This window comes from Cytobacillus praedii, assembly GCF_001439605.1.
Taxonomy (GTDB): domain Bacteria; phylum Bacillota; class Bacilli; order Bacillales; family Cytobacillaceae; genus Cytobacillus; species Cytobacillus praedii.
On sequence record NZ_LMBX01000002.1, the window covers coordinates 326180 to 347513 of the forward strand.

Annotated in this window: 21 protein-coding genes; 12 read left to right on the forward strand and 9 right to left on the reverse strand. The window is 37.6% G+C overall.

Features of this window, described 5'->3' with window-relative positions; genetic code table 11:
- Window positions 1-231: 231 nt before the first annotated feature.
- Window positions 232-999, reverse strand: coding sequence for a hypothetical protein (locus tag ASU02_RS03435; RefSeq protein ID WP_057761014.1), 768 nt, complete (start codon window positions 997-999; stop codon window positions 232-234).
- A gap of 141 nt (window positions 1000-1140) precedes the next feature.
- Between ASU02_RS03435 and ASU02_RS03440 the strand changes: the two genes are divergently transcribed.
- Complete coding sequence (locus ASU02_RS03440; RefSeq protein ID WP_057761016.1) at window positions 1141-2184, forward strand: lactonase family protein; 1044 nt, start codon at window positions 1141-1143, stop codon at window positions 2182-2184.
- Between the two features lie 164 nt (window positions 2185-2348).
- On the opposite strand, the gene map is transcribed toward ASU02_RS03440, so the two are convergent.
- Both map and ASU02_RS03450 read right to left on the reverse strand, forming a co-directional pair.
- On the reverse strand, window positions 2349-3089 hold the full coding sequence (gene map, locus ASU02_RS03445; protein WP_057761017.1) for a type I methionyl aminopeptidase: 741 nt from the start codon (window positions 3087-3089) through the stop codon (window positions 2349-2351).
- 68 nt (window positions 3090-3157) lie between these two features.
- Window positions 3158-4162, reverse strand: a complete 1005-nt coding sequence (locus ASU02_RS03450; protein WP_057761019.1) for a zinc-binding dehydrogenase — start codon at window positions 4160-4162, stop codon at window positions 3158-3160.
- A 191-nt stretch (window positions 4163-4353) separates the two neighbouring features.
- On the opposite strand from ASU02_RS03450, the gene ASU02_RS03455 reads away from it, so the two are divergent.
- Together ASU02_RS03455 and ASU02_RS03460 are read left to right on the forward strand one after the other, a co-directional pair.
- Complete coding sequence (locus tag ASU02_RS03455; protein WP_057761020.1) at window positions 4354-5526, forward strand: amino acid deaminase/aldolase; 1173 nt, start codon at window positions 4354-4356, stop codon at window positions 5524-5526.
- Entirely contained in the window at window positions 5526-6860 is a 1335-nt protein-coding gene (locus tag ASU02_RS03460) for a D-arabinono-1,4-lactone oxidase (protein ID WP_095396681.1), read from the forward strand. Before ASU02_RS03455 ends, ASU02_RS03460 begins: the two co-directional genes overlap by 1 nt.
- 67 nt (window positions 6861-6927) lie before the next feature.
- On the opposite strand, the gene ASU02_RS03465 is transcribed toward ASU02_RS03460, so the two are convergent.
- Window positions 6928-7128, reverse strand: a complete 201-nt coding sequence (locus ASU02_RS03465; RefSeq protein WP_057761024.1) for a cold-shock protein — start codon at window positions 7126-7128, stop codon at window positions 6928-6930.
- Between the two features lie 349 nt (window positions 7129-7477).
- Between ASU02_RS03465 and yunB the strand changes: the two genes are divergently transcribed.
- Entirely contained in the window at window positions 7478-8242 is a 765-nt protein-coding gene (gene yunB / locus ASU02_RS03470; RefSeq protein WP_057761026.1) for a sporulation protein YunB, read from the forward strand.
- Window positions 8243-8492: 250 nt separating this feature from the next.
- Here yunB and ASU02_RS03475 read toward each other — a convergent pair whose 3' ends face one another.
- Window positions 8493-10334, reverse strand: coding sequence for a M6 family metalloprotease domain-containing protein (locus ASU02_RS03475; protein WP_057761028.1), 1842 nt, complete (start codon window positions 10332-10334; stop codon window positions 8493-8495).
- A 284-nt stretch (window positions 10335-10618) separates the two neighbouring features.
- On the opposite strand from ASU02_RS03475, the gene ASU02_RS03480 reads away from it, so the two are divergent.
- The 3 genes from ASU02_RS03480 (at window position 10619) to ASU02_RS03490 (ending at window position 12923) form a co-directional block, all read left to right on the forward strand.
- Complete coding sequence (locus ASU02_RS03480; protein WP_057761030.1) at window positions 10619-11350, forward strand: DUF3784 domain-containing protein; 732 nt, start codon at window positions 10619-10621, stop codon at window positions 11348-11350.
- Between the two features lie 31 nt (window positions 11351-11381).
- Complete coding sequence (locus tag ASU02_RS03485) at window positions 11382-12341, forward strand: calcium/sodium antiporter (RefSeq protein WP_057761032.1); 960 nt, start codon at window positions 11382-11384, stop codon at window positions 12339-12341.
- Window positions 12342-12461: 120 nt separating this feature from the next.
- Window positions 12462-12923, forward strand: coding sequence for a CoxG family protein (locus tag ASU02_RS03490; protein WP_057761033.1), 462 nt, complete (start codon window positions 12462-12464; stop codon window positions 12921-12923).
- Window positions 12924-12975: 52 nt separating this feature from the next.
- On the opposite strand, the gene ASU02_RS03495 is transcribed toward ASU02_RS03490, so the two are convergent.
- A complete protein-coding gene (locus ASU02_RS03495) occupies window positions 12976-13485 on the reverse strand; it encodes a ribonuclease H-like YkuK family protein (RefSeq protein ID WP_057761118.1) in 510 nt (169 codons plus the stop codon).
- A 266-nt stretch (window positions 13486-13751) separates the two neighbouring features.
- Between ASU02_RS03495 and ASU02_RS03500 the strand changes: the two genes are divergently transcribed.
- From ASU02_RS03500 to ASU02_RS03520, 5 genes are all read left to right on the forward strand, one after another.
- On the forward strand, window positions 13752-14486 hold the full coding sequence (locus tag ASU02_RS03500; RefSeq protein WP_057761042.1) for a DsbA family oxidoreductase: 735 nt from the start codon (window positions 13752-13754) through the stop codon (window positions 14484-14486).
- Window positions 14487-15237: 751 nt separating this feature from the next.
- Entirely contained in the window at window positions 15238-15762 is a 525-nt protein-coding gene (locus ASU02_RS03505; RefSeq protein WP_057761044.1) for a cupredoxin domain-containing protein, read from the forward strand.
- A 20-nt stretch (window positions 15763-15782) separates the two neighbouring features.
- The gene (locus tag ASU02_RS03510; protein WP_057761046.1) at window positions 15783-17264 is read left to right on the forward strand and encodes a cbb3-type cytochrome c oxidase subunit I; all 1482 of its coding nucleotides are present in this window, start codon (window positions 15783-15785) and stop codon (window positions 17262-17264) included.
- Entirely contained in the window at window positions 17245-17877 is a 633-nt protein-coding gene (locus ASU02_RS03515; RefSeq protein WP_057761048.1) for an SCO family protein, read from the forward strand. The genes ASU02_RS03510 and ASU02_RS03515 overlap by 20 nt, the downstream gene beginning before the upstream one ends.
- A gap of 3 nt (window positions 17878-17880) precedes the next feature.
- Complete coding sequence (locus ASU02_RS03520; RefSeq protein ID WP_057761050.1) at window positions 17881-18438, forward strand: hypothetical protein; 558 nt, start codon at window positions 17881-17883, stop codon at window positions 18436-18438.
- A 35-nt stretch (window positions 18439-18473) separates the two neighbouring features.
- Here ASU02_RS03520 and ASU02_RS03525 read toward each other — a convergent pair whose 3' ends face one another.
- The 3 genes from ASU02_RS03525 to ASU02_RS03535 all read right to left on the reverse strand — a co-directional run bounded on the left by ASU02_RS03525 (window position 18474) and on the right by ASU02_RS03535 (window position 21314).
- Window positions 18474-19748 carry an MFS transporter gene (locus tag ASU02_RS03525; RefSeq protein WP_057761052.1) on the reverse strand — a complete coding sequence of 425 codons (1275 nt, stop codon included), beginning with the start codon at window positions 19746-19748 and terminating at the stop codon, window positions 18474-18476.
- Entirely contained in the window at window positions 19749-20222 is a 474-nt protein-coding gene (locus ASU02_RS03530; RefSeq protein ID WP_232426144.1) for an ArsR/SmtB family transcription factor, read from the reverse strand.
- Window positions 20223-20504: 282 nt separating this feature from the next.
- Window positions 20505-21314: a hypothetical protein gene (locus ASU02_RS03535; protein ID WP_057761053.1), complete on the reverse strand. Its 810-nt coding sequence runs from the start codon at window positions 21312-21314 to the stop codon at window positions 20505-20507.
- Window positions 21315-21334: the final 20 nt, after the last annotated feature.

Consider the following 21334-nt stretch of genomic DNA (forward strand, 5'->3'; position numbering starts at 1 on the left):
TGACCGCTAAACACTTTTTTTCTCTTTTACGGGCATCATTGCTCCCCTTTGTTGACCGCGAAACACCTTTTTCCTCGTTTACGGGCATTATTGCTTCTCTTTTGTTACCGTGAAACACTTTTTTCCTCGTTTTCGGGCATCATTGCTTCCCTTTGATGACCGCGAAACACTATTTATCTCGTTTTCGGGCGGCATCACATCTGCTCAAAATCCAATATCCAGATACCTCACTCAACCTCTCCTATCAAGCATTCGATAGTATTCAAGTGCCTCAAACAAGAACTTTCTATCATACCCTGTCTTTAAATGAATTCTTTCGACCCACCCATCAATTGTGAGCAATTGATCTTCTTTAAATAACCCTTCACTTGTACTAAGCATACTTTCCCAATTATAGAATTCCCAGTGGGCTGTTTCACTTTTGTAGGGGGTTCTTACTTCTAGCAGCGGTCTCGGCCGAATCTGGTTTTGGGAGCATTCTGCCGCCTCCATAAACAATTTCACATCAATCGGTTCGGTTTGATAGACTTGGCGAGATAATTTCCCAGTGGGTCTATGATAGATAACCTCAACACTGCTGCTAACAGGTTTTATTTGTACTTGAGCAGCAGGAAAGAATCCACTCAGTCGTTCACTAGAATAATCCTGCTGAGCTGAATCTATTAATATTGGCTGCAGCCATTGATCTCCAAGATCACACAAATACCGTCTGCCTCTTTCATCTAATGCAACTACTGCTGTATGAGCTTTTTCTGTATTTAATTGGCTTCCAATTGGGTAGGCTTCAATTCCATCATTTTTAAACTCATCAAGCAGCCAAATGGCAAGATCAAAGCAATTACCCGAAATCCCATATTGTTCTCTATGTTCTTTCATTAAAGAAACTGACCGTTGCTTCTTCTTGCTTGATTTTGGATAAAACCAAGCTTTTGTTAAGGTTTCCATTGGAAAATCGCAAAATTTTTCCCACGTCATTAGAATTTCATTCGATGCAAGCATCTCCTCATCCTCTCCAAAATCTATGCTGATACATTCTCTCTGCGTAGAAGAATTTCCTTTTTTATTTAACTGCGATTTTTTATTCACACTTTATCTATGATACATTAAGAAATAATAGAAAATTTTGAAGGAGAGTTCATTATGGAAACTAACAAGCAAATCGGATATATCGGTACGTATACGAAGAGCGAAAGCGAGGGTATTTATACATTCTCATTAAATACAGAAACAGGGGAAATGACGGATATTAAGCTTGCTGCTGCATTAGATAATCCAACTTATTTGAGCATTAGCAGCGATAATCAATTTCTGTATTCTGTTATAAAAGAAGGAGATGCTGGCGGTGTTGCATCGTTTAGGCTCCTTGATGAAAAACTGGAAATTATTAATAAACAAATGACTGAAGGGGCACCTCCTTGTTATGTAAGCATAGATTCCGAAATGTCTACTATCTTTAGTGCAAATTATCATAAAGGCACGGTTGAATCCTTTTTAATCGACAAAAAAAATAAATCAATATTGCCTGCTAAATCGATAATCAAACTCCAAAGTCAAGGAGATGGGCAACATCCTCATACTCATTACGCGGCACCTACTCCCGATGAGAAATATATTATCGCTGTTGACCTCGGAATTGATCAAATTATTATTTTCGAGTTAAATGAAGGAACATTAAAAGAGAAAAATAGTTTTCCCGTTAATCCTGGAAGCGGACCAAGACATCTTGTATTCCATCCGAACGGAAAATATGTGTATGTCATGACTGAATTCAGCTCAGAGGTAATCGTATTTACCTATGAACCCGATACAGCCAGCTTAACCCACCTTCAAAACATTCCTACTATTCCCGAGGACTTTCAGGAAAATAATCAAGGCAGCGCTATTCATATCTCATCAGATGGCCGCTATGTTTACGCTGGAAATCGTGGGCATAATAGCATAGCCGTTTTTGGTGTAATGCCGGAATCAGGTAAGCTGAAGTTCATTGAGCATACTTCAACTGAAGGGGATTGGCCAAGAGACTTTGCATTGGATCCGACCGAGAAATTTGTAGTTGCCTCTAATCAAAATTCCAATAATCTTGCTTTGTTTTCACGTGATCAAATAACAGGAAAGCTAACATTACTGCACTCAGATATTTCTGTTCCTGAACCTGTCTGTGTAAAATTCTTGAAAACCAATTAGAAAAATAGCCCTCCATACCTAGCGGAGGGCTTTAATTAATTAAATAATTTGAAGGGTAGTTAGAGGAAGTTTTTGTTTTCATTCACTCTGCTCCATTAGATAAACAAAGAAAACTAACCGTCAGTTAAGTCAACTGCTGATGGTTAGTTTCCTGCTAACAATTATTATCTAGTAAGAATAATCGGTTCCCCTTTTGTAACAATTAACGTATGCTCACATTGCGCTACATAGCTTTTGTCTCTTGTTACAAATGTCCAGCCATCATCAAGCTCAATGACTTCTTCGGCACCAGTTGAAACGAACGGTTCAAACGCAAGCACCATTCCATCCTTTAATAATAGAGAATCCCATGGCTCAAAATAATTTAAAATATGGTCAGGCTTTTCATGCAAAGAACGCCCAATTCCATGACCTGTTAGGTTTTTAATAACCGTATAGCCATGCTGATTCGCTGTTCTATTGACTACCTTCCCAATCATGCTAAGCTTTGCGCCCGCTTTTATTTTTTTCAATCCTTCTTCAAATGCCAATTGTGCTGTCTCACAAAGCTTTTCTAATCGTTGATCATCACCAACTACAATAGAAAGACCTGTATCCGCGAAATAGCCATTTTTTGATCCTGATACGTCAATATTCACAAGGTCGCCTTGCTGAATTACCCGCTTTCCAGGTATTCCATGTGCAACCTCTTCATTCACACTTATACATGTAAATCCTGGGAAATCATATTCCCCCTTCGGACCAGATAAAGCGCCATGCTTTTCAAAAAGCTCCCCAGCATAATCATCTAATTCCTTCGTTGTTATGCCTGGCTTTGTCATTGCAATCAATTCATCTCTAATAAGCGCAACAATTTTGCCAATTTCTTTTAAGCCATTTAAATCTTCTTCTGTTTTCACAATCATTTTGATTTCCTGCCTTTTACTTTATATAATGTCTCTTCTATTATATTCTAATTCTTATTAAAATGAACTTAAAGCATTTCAGGATGAAAAAGGAAACCTATTTTTCCCATTTGCTCTGCATCCTCAAGTCTTTGAAATGCCCGTTCAAATTCGCTTAATTCAAAAACTTTATCAATAATTGGTTTCAACTGATGACTCTCCATAAACTGAAGCATTTCTTTATATTCTTCTGCACTTCCCAATGTAGAACCTAAGAGATTTTGCTGCGCATAGAAAAATGTTCGGAGGTTAAATGTTACCTCATCCCCAGCAGAAGCACCAAATATAACGATCGTCCCTCCACTGCGAAGCTGCTCTAGTGACTTATTGAATGTGGCTGCCCCGACAGATTCAATGATCAGATCCATCTTTACACCTTCTAAAGCTTTTTCCCAATCTTCATTGCTATCAATCGCTTGATGTGCGCCAAGTTCGAGTGCTTGCTCACATTTTTTCTTTGAACGTGAGCTCACGTATACTTCTGCACCAGCAGCCTTTGCAAATTGTAATAGAAAAGTGGCAACCCCACTACCAATCCCTGGTATAAATACCTTCATTCCAGAAGTTACTTTTCCTCGGGTAAACAAGGCACGATAAGCAGTGAGTCCCGCTAAAGAAAGGACACCTGCTTCTTCCCATGATAAATAAGCTGGCTTGGGAACAGTGTTTTCTTCAGGTACGACAATCTTCTCAGCAAATGTGCCATGATCCGGAAGTCCAACGATTTCAAAGCCTGCAGGTGGTGCATCGCTTTTATCTCGCCACCCAAGTCCAGGATTAATCATTACTTCATCACCGACTTTAACCGTATGTACCCCATCACCAACAGCTTCAATGATCCCCGCACCATCAGACCCAATAATTAGAGGCGGATCAGATGGCAAATGACGATTCAGTACAAAAAGGTCGCGATGATTAAGACCTGCAGTTTTCAGCCGAACGCTCACTTCTCCCGCTCCAAGTTCCCTTTCAGCTATTTCCCCATAAGATAGCCCGCTAAATCCAGCTTTTCCTTTATGTATTAATGCTCTCATCCAATCACTCCTCATCCTTCATTTCATTCATACATATATTCCAAGTTTATTTTACCATATAATGAACGATTGCCTCCTACACTTCATTATAATAAACTGAATTTTTCGAAAAACATTCCCCACTTTTATTTACCTATCTATTATAATAAGAATAAGCTACATAATTTTAGGACGATATGTGAGGGATTGCCTTGCTTTCAAAAGAGCTGCTTAAAGAAATTTCTCTGCCTGCCTTACTTTTAGACTTAGATGCATTTGATGAAAATTGTAAAAAAATTGCAGAAAAAGCGAATAGAAAAAACATTCGAATTGCCACCAAATCCATTCGTTCCGTTTCTCTTCTTAGAAGAATACTCCAATCAAACCAAATTTTCAAAGGCCTGATGTCGTTTACCCCACAAGAATCAATTTTTCTTTCTGGAAATGGGTTTGATGATATTTTGCTCGGCTACCCTTGCTGGGACATGGATGCATTAATCAAAATTGCAAAAATCAATCAAACAGAAAAGAAAATTATTCTAATGGTCGACTCTTTTGAGCACATCGATCATTTACAAAGAATAGCTTTGGAGACAAGCGGGAAATTTTACGTTTGCATTGATGTTGACATGAGCACTGCTTTTGCCAATCTGCACTTTGGTGTCAGACGTTCCCCTTTAAATAATGATGAAACAGTCTTGCAGCTCGCTAAAAAAATTCAACAATCTAGTAAGCTCAAGCTTATAGGCATAATGGGATATGAAGCACAAATAGCCGGTGTTAGTGATCGTATGCCCTCACAATACCTAAAGAACACATTCATTTCTTATTTGAAAAAGAAATCAATCCCTGAAATTGCTGTGCGGCGAACGAAGGTTATTCAAAGACTTAAAGATGAAGGGATCCCCTTGTCACTTGTAAATGGCGGCGGAACAGGCAGTCTGCTTACGACTACATTGGAAGATTATGTAACGGAGGTAACGGTCGGGTCCGGTTTTTATTCCCCGCTTTTATTTGATTATTATCAAAGCTTTAACTATAAGCCTTCCCTCTTCTTTGCCTTGCCTATTGTCAGAAAACCAGCCCCAAATATATATACATGTCTAGGCGGTGGCTATATAGCATCAGGAGCAGTTGGGAAAGACAAAATGCCAAAGCCAGTCTATCCCGTGGGAGGAAAACTATTGCCGTTAGAGGGAGCCGGCGAAGTGCAAACCCCGGTATATTATGAGAACTTATCCCTTGATATAGGGGATGCAATCGTCTTTCGGGCAGCAAAAGCCGGAGAGATTTGCGAGCGTTTTAAGGAAATTATTTGTATTTCCAATCAACAGATTGTTTATCGCTTTGATACTTATCGCGGGGAAGGAGAATGCTTTCTATGATGAAAACCGTGCAAGGTCTTACATGGAAAAACTGGGCGCATACATTTGAGAGCCAGCCTGAAAAAATATTTTACCCATCCTCTATAAATGAGGTCAGTGCCATTGTAAAAGAAGCCGAAATAGAGGGAAAAACCATTCGAGTTATCGGAGCTGGACATTCATTTACGAGACTTGTTGAATCAGACGACTGGCTCATTTCTCTTGATTCATTATCTGGGATTGAATCCATTGATAAAGAAAACGGCACTGTGACAGTCTTTGGCGGTACACGACTATATCAAGTAGGTGAAGAACTCGGAAAGGAGGGATTTTCCCAAGAAAATTTGGGAGATATCAATGTTCAAAGCGTTGCTGGAGCGATTTCTACAGGAACACATGGTACAGGGCTTCAATTTGGCAATATTTCCACTCAAGTAACAAGATTATGGCTAGTTACAGCAGCTGGAGAAGTCTTACCTATATCAAAATCAGAAAATGCTCATTATTTTAATGCATGTCTTGTGTCGTTAGGGACTTTAGGCATCATTGTAAAAGTTACCTTGAAAATAATTGAAAGCCCTATTTACGAATATATAAGCAATCAAATAGAGTATCCACTCCTCGAGAAGAATCTTACCCAATTAATCGAAACAAATCGTCACTTTGAGTTTTATCTCTTCCCATATTCAGATTTAGTACAAATTAAGACGATGAATATCTCCAATCAAAAACCTAAAAGCTTACGTCTTCACCATTTTAAAAATCTTCTGTTAGAAAACTATTTATTCTTTATTCTCTCAGAAATTTGCCGATTGTTTCCGAATACCTGCCGTTTTATAAGCAGACTTTCTTCAAAAAGCGTTGGACGCACGTCAATTGCAGCACATAGTTATCAGCTATTTGCAACACCAAGAATCGTTAAATTTAGAGAAATTGAATATTGCATCCCCCTACAGCACCTCCTGCCTGCTATCCAAGAGATTCGGGAATGCATTCAGGTTCAAAAGCATAAAGTTCATTTTCCTATTGAATGCCGCATGGTCAAGGCTGATGATATATGGCTAAGCCCTTCCTACAAAAGGGAATCAGCCTATATTGCCTTCCACATGTATAAAGGTATGCCATATGAAGATTATTTTCATGATATGGAACAAATTATGAAGAAATACGATGGCAGACCCCATTGGGGAAAAATGCATAATCGCAATAATAATGACCTGTACAATCTTTATCCTATGCTTACTGACTTTTTAACCATTAGAGATGAACTGGACCCATTTGGATTGTTTTTAAACGGCTATTTGAAGGATTTACTGACTGAAGCAGACTTAAATTATAAACAAGAAGTTCAATAGATCATTTATACATGAACAACCTAAAAACAGACTCCGAAAAGTTTTCAGAGTCTGTTTTTTTTATTTCTTATTGTTTTACAACATTAGCCGCTTGAGGTCCACGAGCGCCTTCTTCGATATCAAAAGAAACATCTTGTCCTTCATCAAGTGATTTAAAGCCTTCACCTTGAATCGCTGAAAAATGAACAAATACATCTTGTCCTTCTGAAGTTTCGATGAATCCAAATCCTTTTTCTGCATTAAACCATTTTACTTTACCTGTTGCCATTTCTGTTTCCTCCTTGTGTATACACACGCAATTTAAATTTACTATTCTTGCTCAAAGTCATATTCAGGCGAAAAGTATCAACTTATTCTTTCCTTTCAAACCGAACAAAAATAATTCTCTAGATAATACCAAATACAGGAAGCAAATGCAAATCAACGTTTTTTTTTTTTCAATAAAACCTTTCTGCAAAAAGAGACAAAAAGCTTATGTTTATTTTTAGGTTTTGGACATATATTTGTACAAATGACCGAATGGACATAAATGCATTCATTTTCAGAGCTACTATCAGGCAATGGATCAACGTAAAAAGAAATGAGTGAGAACTTCACTTGAAATGGGAGGTTATTCTTTGCTTAGAAAAGTAAAAATACGAAGGAGACGAAGTTTTAAAGGCCCACTGCCATTTAAATATGTATTATTTATTTCTTTTATCATTTTTCTTTTAATGACGTTTGGAAGTTTAATCATTATTAATAAGAATATTGAACCGACCTTAATTGGCATTGCCGAATCAAGGGCTCGCCAATTTGCAGCTCAAGCAATCAATGATGCCATTGATAAAGACATTTCTGAAAGCATTGATATTAATGAACTAATTGTTAAGCATGAAAACGCTGGGGAACCGAGCTATAGCTTCAACCCTCAAATTTATAATAAAGCCATATCCGAGTCCCAGAAAAGGGTTCAAAAGTATTTAAACTTAGTTGAGGCAGGCGATATGGAACAATTAGAAAACTTTAAAAACGATATTGAAATTGATGTAGACAAGACAAAAAATGAAACAGGTATTATTTATTACGTCCCACTTGGCATGGCCACAAAAATGACCTTACTTTCAAACCTGGGTCCTAAGATTCCAGTACGCTTAGAAATTATCGGAGATGTCACATCTGACGTAGAAGCTAAAATTGCCGAGTCAGGTATCAATAATACATTTCTAGAAGTTTATATCAATGTAAAGGTTCATATGAATGTCATCATTCCCCTTATCGAAAGTCCTATTGAAGTTTCTAATCAGGTGCGAATTGGTGATTTGTTTCATCCTGGCAAAGTTCCTCAATATTATAATGGCTCTGGCCAAGGAATTCCTGCGGTTATCCCGCCTCCACAATAAAGTGAAACTTCCATCAGTGGGGCTTTTCCGACGCATGGGACGTGCTGGTGCCGAGGTTGCCACAGGACGTGGCGTTCTTTGTCAGCTTTCATCCCCCACTGATGGTTAGTTGAACCAATCGGGCATTTACGGGCAGTTGATCCCCCACTTACGCTTCTTCGTTTTCTCGACTTCCTTGAAGTGGGGGTCTTACTGCCCTTTAATCTGCGATAAAGCCTGATCCCTTGAGATCAGGCTTTTGCTTTAAAGATTATTTGTTCCCTTTTCCTTGATTAGATTGATAATAAAATTTTGCTGTGATTGATCCATCATTATTTTCAACGATGTCAGTTACATGGATACCAGAATCAGCTGGTGTTGAGTTTTGCCCTTTCCAGAAGTAATACGAACCCGTATGAACTTTTCCAGAAACAGGTGTCAGCTTACTGCCTGTTTTGAAGAAGTCTCCTGCGTCTCCGCGATTCACATTTTTCTCAAGGTCATATTTTCCATCCGCCTGTAGAATAGATAATCCATAGTGAGTGACAACCGTTCCGTCTGTAGCTGTTTCGGATTGATTGTATTGGAAGCGCTTGTTTTGCCAATTCTCTACGTTATTCGGACGGAAACCAGCTGTTTGATAGAGGTTGATAATATTTTCATCCACATGCCAGGCGACTAATCCATGTGCATTCTCACCTTGGCGTACCAATCCTTTATTAAATCCATCCTGTTGAATATTCTCAAATAAGAAATATTCTGTTCCGTTTGAACCCGGTACTTCCATTTTAACAATGCCGTTTTGGCTATTTGCTTGATTAATAGGTGGAAGCGTAATTGTCTTTACCCCATCTTCCTGTGTAACTTCTATTGGCTCAGTCCAGCCTAAGAAAACCTTTGAGAACGGATCAAAGTGTGTTGGTGAATTTCCAGAATAAGCTGCATGATCCGGATAACGCATCCATGAGCCGCCCGCCATCATTGAATAGTTCCCAACACCCTCTGAAGTGTAGACTGTATCATAAAAGTCAGGCAGCCCTAAGGCATGTCCAAATTCATGTGCATAGACACCAGTTTGTGCAGGAAATGGTCCCGTTTTTAACGATTCATTATAGGAATCTGTTGCTGCATCATAACCTGCAACATTTCCGCCAATTCCAGGCTGGATATTGTAGTTATTCACAAGTACACCGTCATAAGTCATCTCTTCTGCAATTGTTTTGTTAATCCACTCTTCCTCGCTCAAACCAGAATATTCTGGAGCCGTTTTACCAGTTTCATAGTACTTTCCATAATATAAAGCACTTAATATATTCCACTTATGCGACCAAAATTGAGCTGGATCACGGCTGAATTCCGCTCCTGTTCCTTCATGTACAACGAACACATTTGGAACTTCCCCATTCTCTGAGTACTTGGAAAAATCTACTTGATCATCAGCAGCTTTAAGCAAATCACGAATAAATTCACCTGTATGTGCATCACCATTCACGTTGCCATTGACGTACTTGCCATTTTCAGCATATTTCCCCTCTTGATCCAAATAGTACGAAGCACCATGAGGCAATTCTACCCAAACAAATTCAGTATTTTCCTTACGGACGAGATTCACTTTCCCATTGCTTGATTCCTTGTAAGCATTCTGCATTGTACGATCTGTTGGTGCCTTGACTCCGTTATACTCGGCATACTGAATAAATTCATCTAACTCGTACGGATTATATTCTGTACCAAAGATTAAATCTTCATAATAGTGGGCAGGGACTTGTCCCTTCATATCCCCTATTGGCTCATCCCCATCCTTATACTTAGCTAAAATAACGAGGACAGGAACATCACCCAGGGCTTTTTTATAGGCAACATGATTATCCCCTGCCTGTTGAAACTTCTTCCCATGGCTGGCCACTTTTTCGGCTGGGTCTACTTTTGAAAGGTCAATGCCTAGCAGTTTTGCCTGCTCAGCAAGTTCCGGTGATACCCCTACATGGTGGGCTAAACTAATATCATATGTACTTTTGTCTTTACTGGCAGAATCCGCGGTATGAATGCCTGCAAAAATCGTACTGCCTGTTAACGCTAACGCTAACGCTGAACTAGATAGGACCTTTAACAAATGCAACACCCCTTTAAAATATTTATTATTACAACCTACATATTAATTAATTTTCAGTATTTTCTGAATAGGGAGGAAGCACTTATTTTTATTCATCAAGCAAGTATGTCCAATGGCATGTTTTTCTGGTTTTTTATAGAATTAACCCCTTCAAATGGATTCCTTTTATATGTTCCTTTGCTCATTCTTTCCGTCATTTCCTCCATTCACTCTCTACTATTATGATGGCCGCTTATCAATTATAATTAAATGTATAAACTATACATTAAAGGGGGTATTTATATATGATGGGACTTATTAGTACACAAATCATTATTTCCGTTCTTTTTATCCTTTTAGGATGGGCGATTCGTTATAAGAAAGCGTATTGGCTTATTTCCGGTTTCGCTTCTCGGGATGAACATGAAAAAGAGCAGTTGATTGCCAATGGTTCACCTCAAAGAACAGGTATGCTGCTGTTGTCAGCCGGTATCGGGATGCTAGTCTTGCTTCCACTTCTCTTTACATCCTTTACATATGCGGTTGAAGTTCAATTTGGTTTTATGCTTCTTTACCTACTGGGAGGACTAGTGTATTTATCAAAATATGAAATTCCAAGTAAACGGAAACGCAGTTATAAAATTAATGCCATTCTATTTATTGTCGTTATTGGATCATTAGCAGCCCTAACTCTTTCGAGCTATCAAGGTTATGAATTAATCGTAAAGAAAGAACGCTTCGAAATTACAGGGATGTATGGGGATGAATGGAGTATTAAAGATATTAAGCGACTAGAATTAATGGACGAAATGCCAGAGGTTTTAGCAAGAACGAATGGAGTCGGTCTGCCCACTCTGTCCAAGGGGCATTTTAAAGTAAAGGATTACGGAAAATCTTTACTTTTTATTCAAAAAGGTTCATCCCCCTATATCTATATTGAATTAGAAAAAAGAAGAATATTTATTAATGATAATGATTCGGAACAAACAATTAAATGGTTTAAAGAGCTGCAAGAAGAAGTAGGGAATAATAAGTAAAATAATTTATTTGTGAGGTGTTGGATCACTAATGTCCATTATTCTATTAATTATTGGATTAGCCTTATTGATAGTTGGAGCAAATTTTTTTGTTGAAGGTGCATCAAAGATTGCTTCATATCTTCATATTTCCCCATTATTAATAGGTTTAACAATTGTAGCCTTTGGTACTAGTGCACCTGAGGCAACTGTTAGTATCCTTGCAGCAATGGGTGGAAATGCTGATGTAGCTATAGGAAATGTCGTTGGAAGCAATATTTTTAATATCACACTTGTTGTCGGTTTAACCGCAATCATCTACCCATTAAAAGTAGAAAATGAAACCATTCGCAAAGAAATTCCTTTTACACTGCTAGCAAGTGTTGCCCTAATGATTTTTATTAGCGACAAAGCATTAGAATCTGTTAGCAATAATGTTGTTACACGCAGTGATGGATTAATATTATTACTATTATTTGTTGTTTTTTTATACTATTTATTCGAAGTAGCAAGAAAGGGCCGCAGCAATACGAAGGAAGAAAAAGCATCTCAACCAAATGCCTCCATTTGGGGAAAACAGATCCTTTTTACGATTCTTGGACTTGGAGCGATTATTTTTGGCGGAGATTTAGTAGTAGATGGAGCTACAGACATTGCATTATCATTTGGAATGAGCAAAACATTAGTCGGATTAACCATTGTTGCAGTTGGAACTTCCCTTCCTGAGCTAGTCACTTCTATTACAGCAGCAATTAAAAAGGAAAGCGAAATCGCTCTTGGGAATATTGTTGGAAGTAATATCTTTAATATCATGTTCGTTCTTGGTGCTGCAGCAACTATTTCACCCCTTGGTGTCGATCCCAAAATGTTCATTGATATTTCTTTAATGATCATTTTAACCATTTTACTTTTGGTCTTTTCACGAACCAATTTTAAAATTGGAAAGTTCGAAGGAATCATTCTTGCCGCCGCATATATAGGCTATTTGATTTATATAATTGCTCGTAATTAATTAGGGGTATTTTACTATAGTCCGATTTCCCCTTCACTTGAAAATGGAATACTCCCGCTGACTTTAGAATAGATTTTCATGGAAAGCATCTCAAGAAAATAATCAAAAGGAGCGGGAATGATGACAAGTTTTAGCCATCAATTGGAAATCAATGTACCGATACATTTTGTTTGGGAATTCGTTAGTAACATAGATCATTGGGCACCACTTGTACCAGGTTACATTGATCATCATATTTTAAGTGAAAAAGAATCCACATGGAGCTTTAAAAGCGATATCGGAATATTAAAGAAGAAAATTGAGTTAAAAGTTGTTATCACTAGTTGGCAGGAGCCATCAAAGGTGACCTTTAACTTGACCGGATTAAATGAAAAATTTTCAGGACATGGTTATTTTACTGTAAAAGCCATTAATCAGCAGAATAGTCTCATGACTGGTCACCTTGATATCAAGGCCGAAGGGATGATGGCAAAAATGGCGAATGCTATTTTACAGTCATCACTCCCTGAAACAACAACCGATTTAACAGCAGCTGTCGCAGATAAAATTCAAGAAACCTATCTAACTCTTACAAAAAAATAAGATGGGAAGCACAATGAAAAAAATTCATTGTGCTTTTTTGCTGCTCCCCACTTTATTTCGTATATCGGTTTGCGTAACTGGAGGCCACAAATGCATCTGGTTTAATTTTTGGCTCCACTCCTATTGACTCCATTCTTGTCACCATCTCATTCACAAACTCCCTCGTCTTATTTCTTATTCCCGCACCAATGTCTAGATGTCCTTCCATCGAAAAGGTTGCACCTTGATAAATATAGGGCAGCACAATGTTAATCATTTCGTTTTTCCGCTCTGTCGTAAACAATGCTACAACCTCTTCTGTTAAAGAAGTTTCATAAGAAATACGTTCGTGTAAATGAAGCATTTTCCGTGGGATAATATTTTTTCGAATACAAGCCCACGCCCCCTTCCCTTCATTTTGAATAACAATCCCTGTAATAAATACAGTTCGATTACAATGAACCTGAGAATCTGTTCCAACCATTAATCGGTAGTTTCCACGAGGATTTCTGTTCATGAACTTAAGGATCCGAGTAAAAACATGTTCAAATGTCAAATGTCTCTCTTGTAAATTTTGAAACATATACGTATGATCCTGATCAGTTTTCACCTGATATCACCACATTATGATTTGATTAGTAATCTATAGCAGCCATAGATGCTTCAGCTGCATACATTTTTCTTCATAAAAATCACCTTGGTACAATTAGTATATTGAGCCAAACCTTTCATGTTGTTTATTTTTTTCAGTTCTTTAGAAAATGTATTTTTTGCAGTAAGCATTTTTTAATGGATTTCCCTTTGATTATGCTACTATTAAGGGAAGCTAATTAAGAAAGAAGGGGTCATATGAAAATAGAAGTATGGTCAGATTATGTTTGTCCGTTTTGTTATATTGGGAAGCGCAGATTAGAACATGCGCTAGCTCAATTTCCTTATAAAGATCAAGTTGAAGTTGAATTCAAAAGCTTTGAGCTTGATCCAAATTCGCCTAAATACAGCGGCAAAAATATTCATGAAGCACTTGCTGGAAAGTATGGAATGAGTGTAGAACAAGCGAAGAAAACAAACGAAGGAATTGGGCAGCATGCAGCAAGTGTTGGCTTAACATTCAACTTTGACGACATGAAGCCAACAAATACTTTTGATGCACACCGCTTAGCAAAGTATGCAAAAGCCAATGGCAAAGAGGCTGTTCTTACAGAGAAGCTTCTTCACGCATACTTCACAGAATCAAAGGAAATTAGTGGTCATGATACATTAGCAGATATTGCAGAAGAGGCTGGCCTAGATCGTCAAGAAGCTTTAAACACACTTCAAGATAAAAATGCTTTTGCTAATGACGTTCGCATTGATGAAGCCATCGCCCAGCAATATGGCATTAGTGGAGTTCCATATTTTATTATCAATCAGAAATATGCAATTTCAGGCGCACAGCCACCTGAAACTTTTGCTAATGCACTGCAAAAAGTCTGGGAAGAAGAATCTGCGGCAGCACCTAAATTCCAAGACCTATCAGGAGCAGGGGCAGAGGATGCAAGCTGTGTAGACGGAAATTGTGCGATACCAAGTAAAGATAAATAATGTCAAAATTAAAATGCAGATCAATTAAGTGATCTGCATTTTTAATTCCCCTTCTATACTAATAACTTAGTTGTATACTGGACTATTTCCTTCATGATTTTTTTATATAAGATAGAATCCCAAATTATAAAGGCAATAAGACAGAGAACATAGATCGCAGCATACCATTTTTAAAGTTTTTTTCGGCAACAATACTTTATTAAACAAAACAAAAAATCCCGCAACAAATAGTGAAATTAGAAAAATATTCACCTTCCATAAGTTATTTGCTTGCGTAATCGGCAATACTGCCTGCAAAACGTGTATTGCCTTGTCCTCTGCAACCTCAATAGGATCCCTCTACAAAAATCACGACATTTGAATTATTGTCCACATAATAACTATAGCCTGTCAGATTAAATTCAGTTTTCATTGTAAAAACAAAATAACAAATAGAAGCACACAGTAAGTGATTAAAGGAAAATCTACTTTATTAAAACTACGCAAAGATTCCCCCCTCTTTCTTTAATTCCAGAATATTCATAATAATAATTGCGCCAGATCAGGCTCCTTTTGAAAAAATAGGATTAAATACTTACTCCCACTGTTTTTAAGGTTAAAACGATACAAAATAAAATAAATTAAATATGGATTTTTTGTGACTAGGGTCACGCTTAATTGTGTCTAAATTTTGTATTCTAAAAACGCCATAAAAGGGGATATGGTGCTATTTATCAATAAAATATGCAGAGTATTGGGGGAGGTATTAGAAATGGTTCAAACAGTAGCGTGGATTGTCAGTTTAATTTTTATGCTTTTAATCGCAGCAGTTTTTGGATTTGTCGCCTTCAAATCAAAAGAAAAACGTGATTATGAGCCTATCAAAAAGAAGTGGTATAAGGCACGAACTTTTTATGGGGCAACATTAGCTGTTGTCATGCTCGTTCTTACAATTTATACCCTTCGTGAATTGCCGTACAACCAGCCAGTTTATAGCGCAGGAAATGACCCAACAATTGTGGATGTCGAAGCTATTCAATTTGGCTGGAAAATGAGTGAAACGGAATTTAAAGTGGATGAACCGATTGAATTCCATGTCACTAGCACAGATGTCACACATGGGTTTGGTATTTATGATTCAGAGCTGAATTTAATTGCACAAACCCAAGCGATGCCAGATTACACAAATAAGGTTTATATTACTTTTGATAAACCCGGTACGTATGAAGTTCTATGTCTAGAATATTGCGGATTAGCTCATCATTTAATGATCGGCAAAATAGAAGTTACTGAATAACAAGGTGGAGGTGTTGAAGAATGGTTACGGCTATAAATACAGGAGATTTTAAATCAAAAAACAGTCTGATAGCAACTTATTTAATCATTGGCGGATTAGTAATTGCTGTTATGATGATTTTTGGGATTTTAATGCTTTTGGCTCAAGGTGGTGTGCTGGATCTTCCTCCTGCAGCATTCTATCAATTCTTAACAATTCATGGAACTGGCATGATTGGGGGAGCAGCATTAGCAGCTTCAGCAGTTATGTGGTATTTCCTATCAAACTATGTTGAGTTATCTAAAAAAGTTTTCAAATTAAATCTTATTTTGTCTTTAATTGGCGTAGTTATGGTTATAATTGGGGTATTTTCATTTAAATATGCAAGTGCCTGGACATTCCTGTATCCGCTTCCAGCATTGTCTGGAGGAGCCTGGGGTGTTACTGGAGCACTTTTATATCTTGTAGGGATGCTCATTCTGGGTGTTGGGTTCTTACTTCTCTACATTGATACAGGCAGAGCCATTATTAAAAAACATGGAAGTCTAGGAAAAGGATTAGGATGGGATGTTATTTCTGGAAAAAGAGCAGAAAAAGATGCACCATCACCAACTGTTGTTGCAAGTACGATGGTTACAATTGTTAATGTGACAGCTTTAACGGCTGGAGCAACAGTTTTGATTATGAATATTATTAATGTCGTTAACCCTGCTTTTACATTTGATCCGCTCTTAGCAAAAAATTTAACCTATGCTTTCGGTCATATTTTTGCTAACTCGATTATTTATATGGGTGTAATCGCGGTTTATGAAATTCTGCCGCGCTACACAAATCGTCCATGGAAATCTAATCGTCCATTCCTAATTGCATGGACGATGTCAACAGCATTTACTTTAGTGATCTATACTCACCATATGCTAATGGATTCAGTCATGCCGAAATGGATGCTCATCATGGGCCAAGTATTATCATATGCAAACGGCTTGCCAGTTCTTGTTATTACAGCTTATGGCGCATTAATGATCGTTTATAAATCAGGCATTAAATGGGACATGGCATCTGGCTTAATCTTTATGTCTATGTTTGGATGGGTTGTTGGTGTCGTTCCTGCCATCGTCGATGCTACAATTGTTGTCAATCATGTAATGCATAATACCAAGTGGGTACCAGGCCACTTCCACATGTATATGGGGCTTGGTGCTGTCGTCATGATCTTCGGATTCATTTATTATCTGTCTAAAGTTGATAGTGGCTTACAAACAAATGGATTAGATAAGATTGGCTTTATCAGCTATACGCTTGGCATTATTAGTGTAAGTGTTGGCTTCTTAATTTCTGGCGCAATAAGCACGCCGAGAAGATGGGCGACCCATTTTCCTGAGTGGATGGCTCCTGCTGTATTTGGTGCAATTGGCGGTGTACTTGCCGTATTGGGGCTTATAATCTTTATTATTCATTTTATTCGCTACGTAAAAGTTAGAGGTATTTCAGGAAGCGATATAAATGAGCAGAAATTGGCGTAACACTGCAGCGATTTTTTTGACTGTTCTATTAGGTTGTGTATTATTTTATGCTGGTACTGATGGGTTTCGGGCATTTACAGCAGAGAGTGCCCGAACCTACAAACTGCTTAAGGATAAACCAAAATTTCCAAATGTTACATTGGAAGACAGCAAAGGACGCGTATATTCATTTTCAGAATTTGAAGGAAAATATATCATGCTTACCTTTATTTATACAGCGTGTTCAGATGTATGTCCGAAGCTAGAAATGAATTTAGCAGAGGTATATAACAAAATTCCAAATGCATGGATTGGAGAAGATATCCTTTTTTTAAGCATCAGCTTTGATCCTGCCCGCGATGATGTTGCTACATTAGAAAAATACAGAAAAGCTTTTGATAGTGACGGGGAAACTTGGCGTATGGCAAGAATAGCTGACCAGGATGAACTAGATCATTTACTGGAAGAGTTTGGAGTCATTGTCATTCCAGATGGCGAGGGCGGCTTTACACATAATTCAGCCTTTTATTTAGTCGATAGAAAAGGCTATTTAGCTGAAGTAATGGATTTTACAAAAATTGATGAAGCAGCAAATACTGTCTTAACGACACTTAAGAACGGTACGGGGGAATAACACATGAAACAAACAGGATTAGGTATTATCTTATATGGTATATTAGTTGTTCCTCCTGTTAAAGCCTATCTAGAATCCATTATGCTGCTTCATATGCTCGTCCAGCTGCCACTTCTTATACTAGCAGGGTGGTTCATAGGAGATAGGTTAATAAAGAAATTCCATCCCTTTTTCACCGCTTGGAATACGGATGGTGTCCCTGGCATGATCTTTGTTGTCTTTATTACTATGTACTGGATGCTTCCCCGTGCTTTAGATGAAGCAGTCACTATGTATTATATTGAGCTCTTTAAGTTTATTAGTCTTCCATTAGTGGGGCTATTCTTAAAAGATAGCTGGAAAAAGATGCAAACATTGGGGAAAGGATTTATCTTCTTAAATTATTTATCTATGTTTGCTTTAATGGCTTGGCTGTATATCGATTCTCCGATTCAAATATGCAATAACTATTTAGAAACTCAACAAAAGTTTTTAGGCTGGGGGTTTCTTGTTATTACCATTTGGATGATCTTATACTTGCTGCAAGCTGTTTTTACTGATCACTCAGAAAAAGCAGAGTAAAAATCGACAGGTGATAGAAGCCTGTCGATTTTTTCTCATATGTCTGCAGTGATTGGTTTTGGGCTATCTGCTTCTCTTAATGAATTTACCAGTACCTTCCTTTTAATATGGTAAAGGATTAATAAAATAATGCTCATTCCACAAATGGCCATCAATATCCAGACTGGCATTCTTTCAAGAAGAAAGCCAAATATAATGTAACCTAACGGAGCCATTGCACCTGCGCCTGTTTCCAGCAAGGACATTACTCGACCTCGATATTCATCTGGCGTACTTTTCTGCAGAAGGACCATAATTGGCATATTTACAATCATTATAAATGATGAAAGAAGAAGAACCATTAGAATAAAATACGGAAAAAGAATGGAATTGGAGACACCCATCATCCCTGGGAAATTTGGAAGTCCCAACAAAATAAGGACTGTAGACATGGCTATTAAGCCGCCAAAAATAGTTAGGTCTTTTCTTTTTATTTCTGGTCTTGTAGATAAAATAATTGCCATAAGCATCATCCCAACGGAGAATGTTCCTTCAATTATACCTAACTGAACTGGTTCCATTTTTCTGATGGTTAGAACTAAATATGGCATGGCAACTGGAAATACAGCGAACCAAAAATTTAGAAAGACACTTAAAAAAATTAAATTCTTAATAAACACCTGATTTTTTACAAATGAGAAACCAGACTTTAAATCTGATAATATAGTACTATTTATTTCTTTTTCCTTCTTTTCAGCAAATAAATCATACTGGATAAAGATACTAGCAATTCCTGAAATCGTAAATGCGATGATGTTGATGATCATGAAGGTTGTGATTTGAAAGAGGCCGAAGAACATGCCGCCAAGAACAGGACCTAATATGGTTGAAAGTGAAGCTGCTGCCTGGTTCAATGACATAGCTTTTTGCAGAAATTCTGGTCCGACCATGTTGTAGATGGATGATGTGACCGCTGAAGAATAAAAAGTGTTGAGGATGCTTAAAACAGCTGTTGCTACATACAGAAGCCAAATTTCCGGATAAACATAAGTAAATAAAAGTAAAACAACCAATAGCCAGATTGCACAAGCAAAATCTGATATAATAATCATTTTCTTTCTGTTCCATCGATCGCTAAGCGTTCCAGCAATCGGGGAAAGCAAAATTCTAGGCAAAATACTTAAGATTAATGTTACAGCAAAATTTAGGCTTGAGCCCGTTTCTGCCAAAATATATAGCCCAATTGCAAACCCGTAAATGGACGAACCAAGCACTGCAGTCATTTTTCCAAGCAGAAATAAAATCATATTCTTTTTTACTGCAATTGGCATTTATTTTTCCTCCTCCTCAAGAAGCTCATCAAACTGCAGGTATACTTGATAAGACGTACGAGTGACATCTTCTTTAACCGTTTTCTTTACATATTTCAATAAAAGATTATCGAAATCTGCTTCAAATTCCTTTATCTCTTCATCTGTCAAAGACAAACTAATGCCCCTTGATCGTTTCTTTTTTTGCCCCGGCGTATTTTCATCTTTAAATCTAAATTGTGTTGCTTTCGAGCGATAATACTTCTCGACAATCCCTTTATTTTCCTTTATTTCCTCAATTTCCAATATCCCCCCATTAAACAGCTGCTGGATATGATAATGAATACTTCCAGCTGTCTTTCCCATTTCATCCGCTACCTGTTTGGCTGTCATAGCCTGGTTATCGAGTAAATAAATAATCTTCACCCGTATAGGGCTTGAGATAAGCTTTTGCTGCTCCAAATTGATATCCATTGTTTTTGGGTTAAAGTCCATAATAAACTCCTTTCTAATTAAACTTATCATTCTAAATAAATTATACGTTCTAACTTTTTAGAATGCAATAATAATATGGAATATTCTATAAATATTTATTATTTACTGTAGGAGTAAAATCCCTCTAGATAATTAGTTCTTTTACTATTGGAAGTTTCAGACACACAAAAAGCGATCCCTTTAGGAGGACCGCTTCTTATTTTTGGCATTTAGGAGACTTTGATGCTTCATGGCAAGCAATTTCCCTGGATTCCTTGATTTCGGGGCTTCATGAACAAACGATCATTCTTGCTGCACCCATATTGCTTTTGTATAAGCAATGCGCAAGCCGGATCTTTCCATATTATTTTGGCTTATGCTTGCATACTTCGCTTGGCCAACAGCTAGATCACAGGCTTGAAAGGCTGCTTGTTGCAGCCGCTCGTTTATTAGTGCCCGATGAACTCCTTTATTTCTTAGATGTGGAATTGTTGCCGCGGCTGCAAGTGTGGCAATTTTATCCTGAACAAAGATGACACCAATCCCTGCAGGCTCATCTTCGACAATAGCTAGATAAAAAGTCCAATTTTCAAGATCATAAAGAACAGCATTGTTTTGAGCGATTCCTCCCTTTACGAAATCTGGGAGACCGAAGCCTTTTATATAAATTTCGGCGAATAAGTCAAACTCATTTTTATTTAACTTACGAATAGCTACTTGAGTTGCTTCTGGCTCCACATCATGTAAAGATGATGTGTATAAAGATGAATGAAACTCTCTCTGGTAAAACCCTTTTTCGGAGAGAATAGTTAATAGTTTTGGAGATGCATTTGCTGGGGTTAGTTCAAACCGCGCTGGAATATTCCTTCTTTTGTAATACTCAATAATATCATCAATATATATTTCATCCCCATCGGATAACCCTTTTACCGTATTAAATGAAGGCCCAGGTATCTTCTTAACAGAAAACGCAGTGGCCTTGCCAAATTTTTCGATTTGCACATCCATAGGATTACCAGGCATTCCTCGGATCGCGCTTAATCTTGAGTGCAGAGTATCTACTTCTGATTGCTCAACTCGATAGGCTAAGTCTTTATCTAAAACTAGTGTCATTTTCCCACATCCTTTTTTGT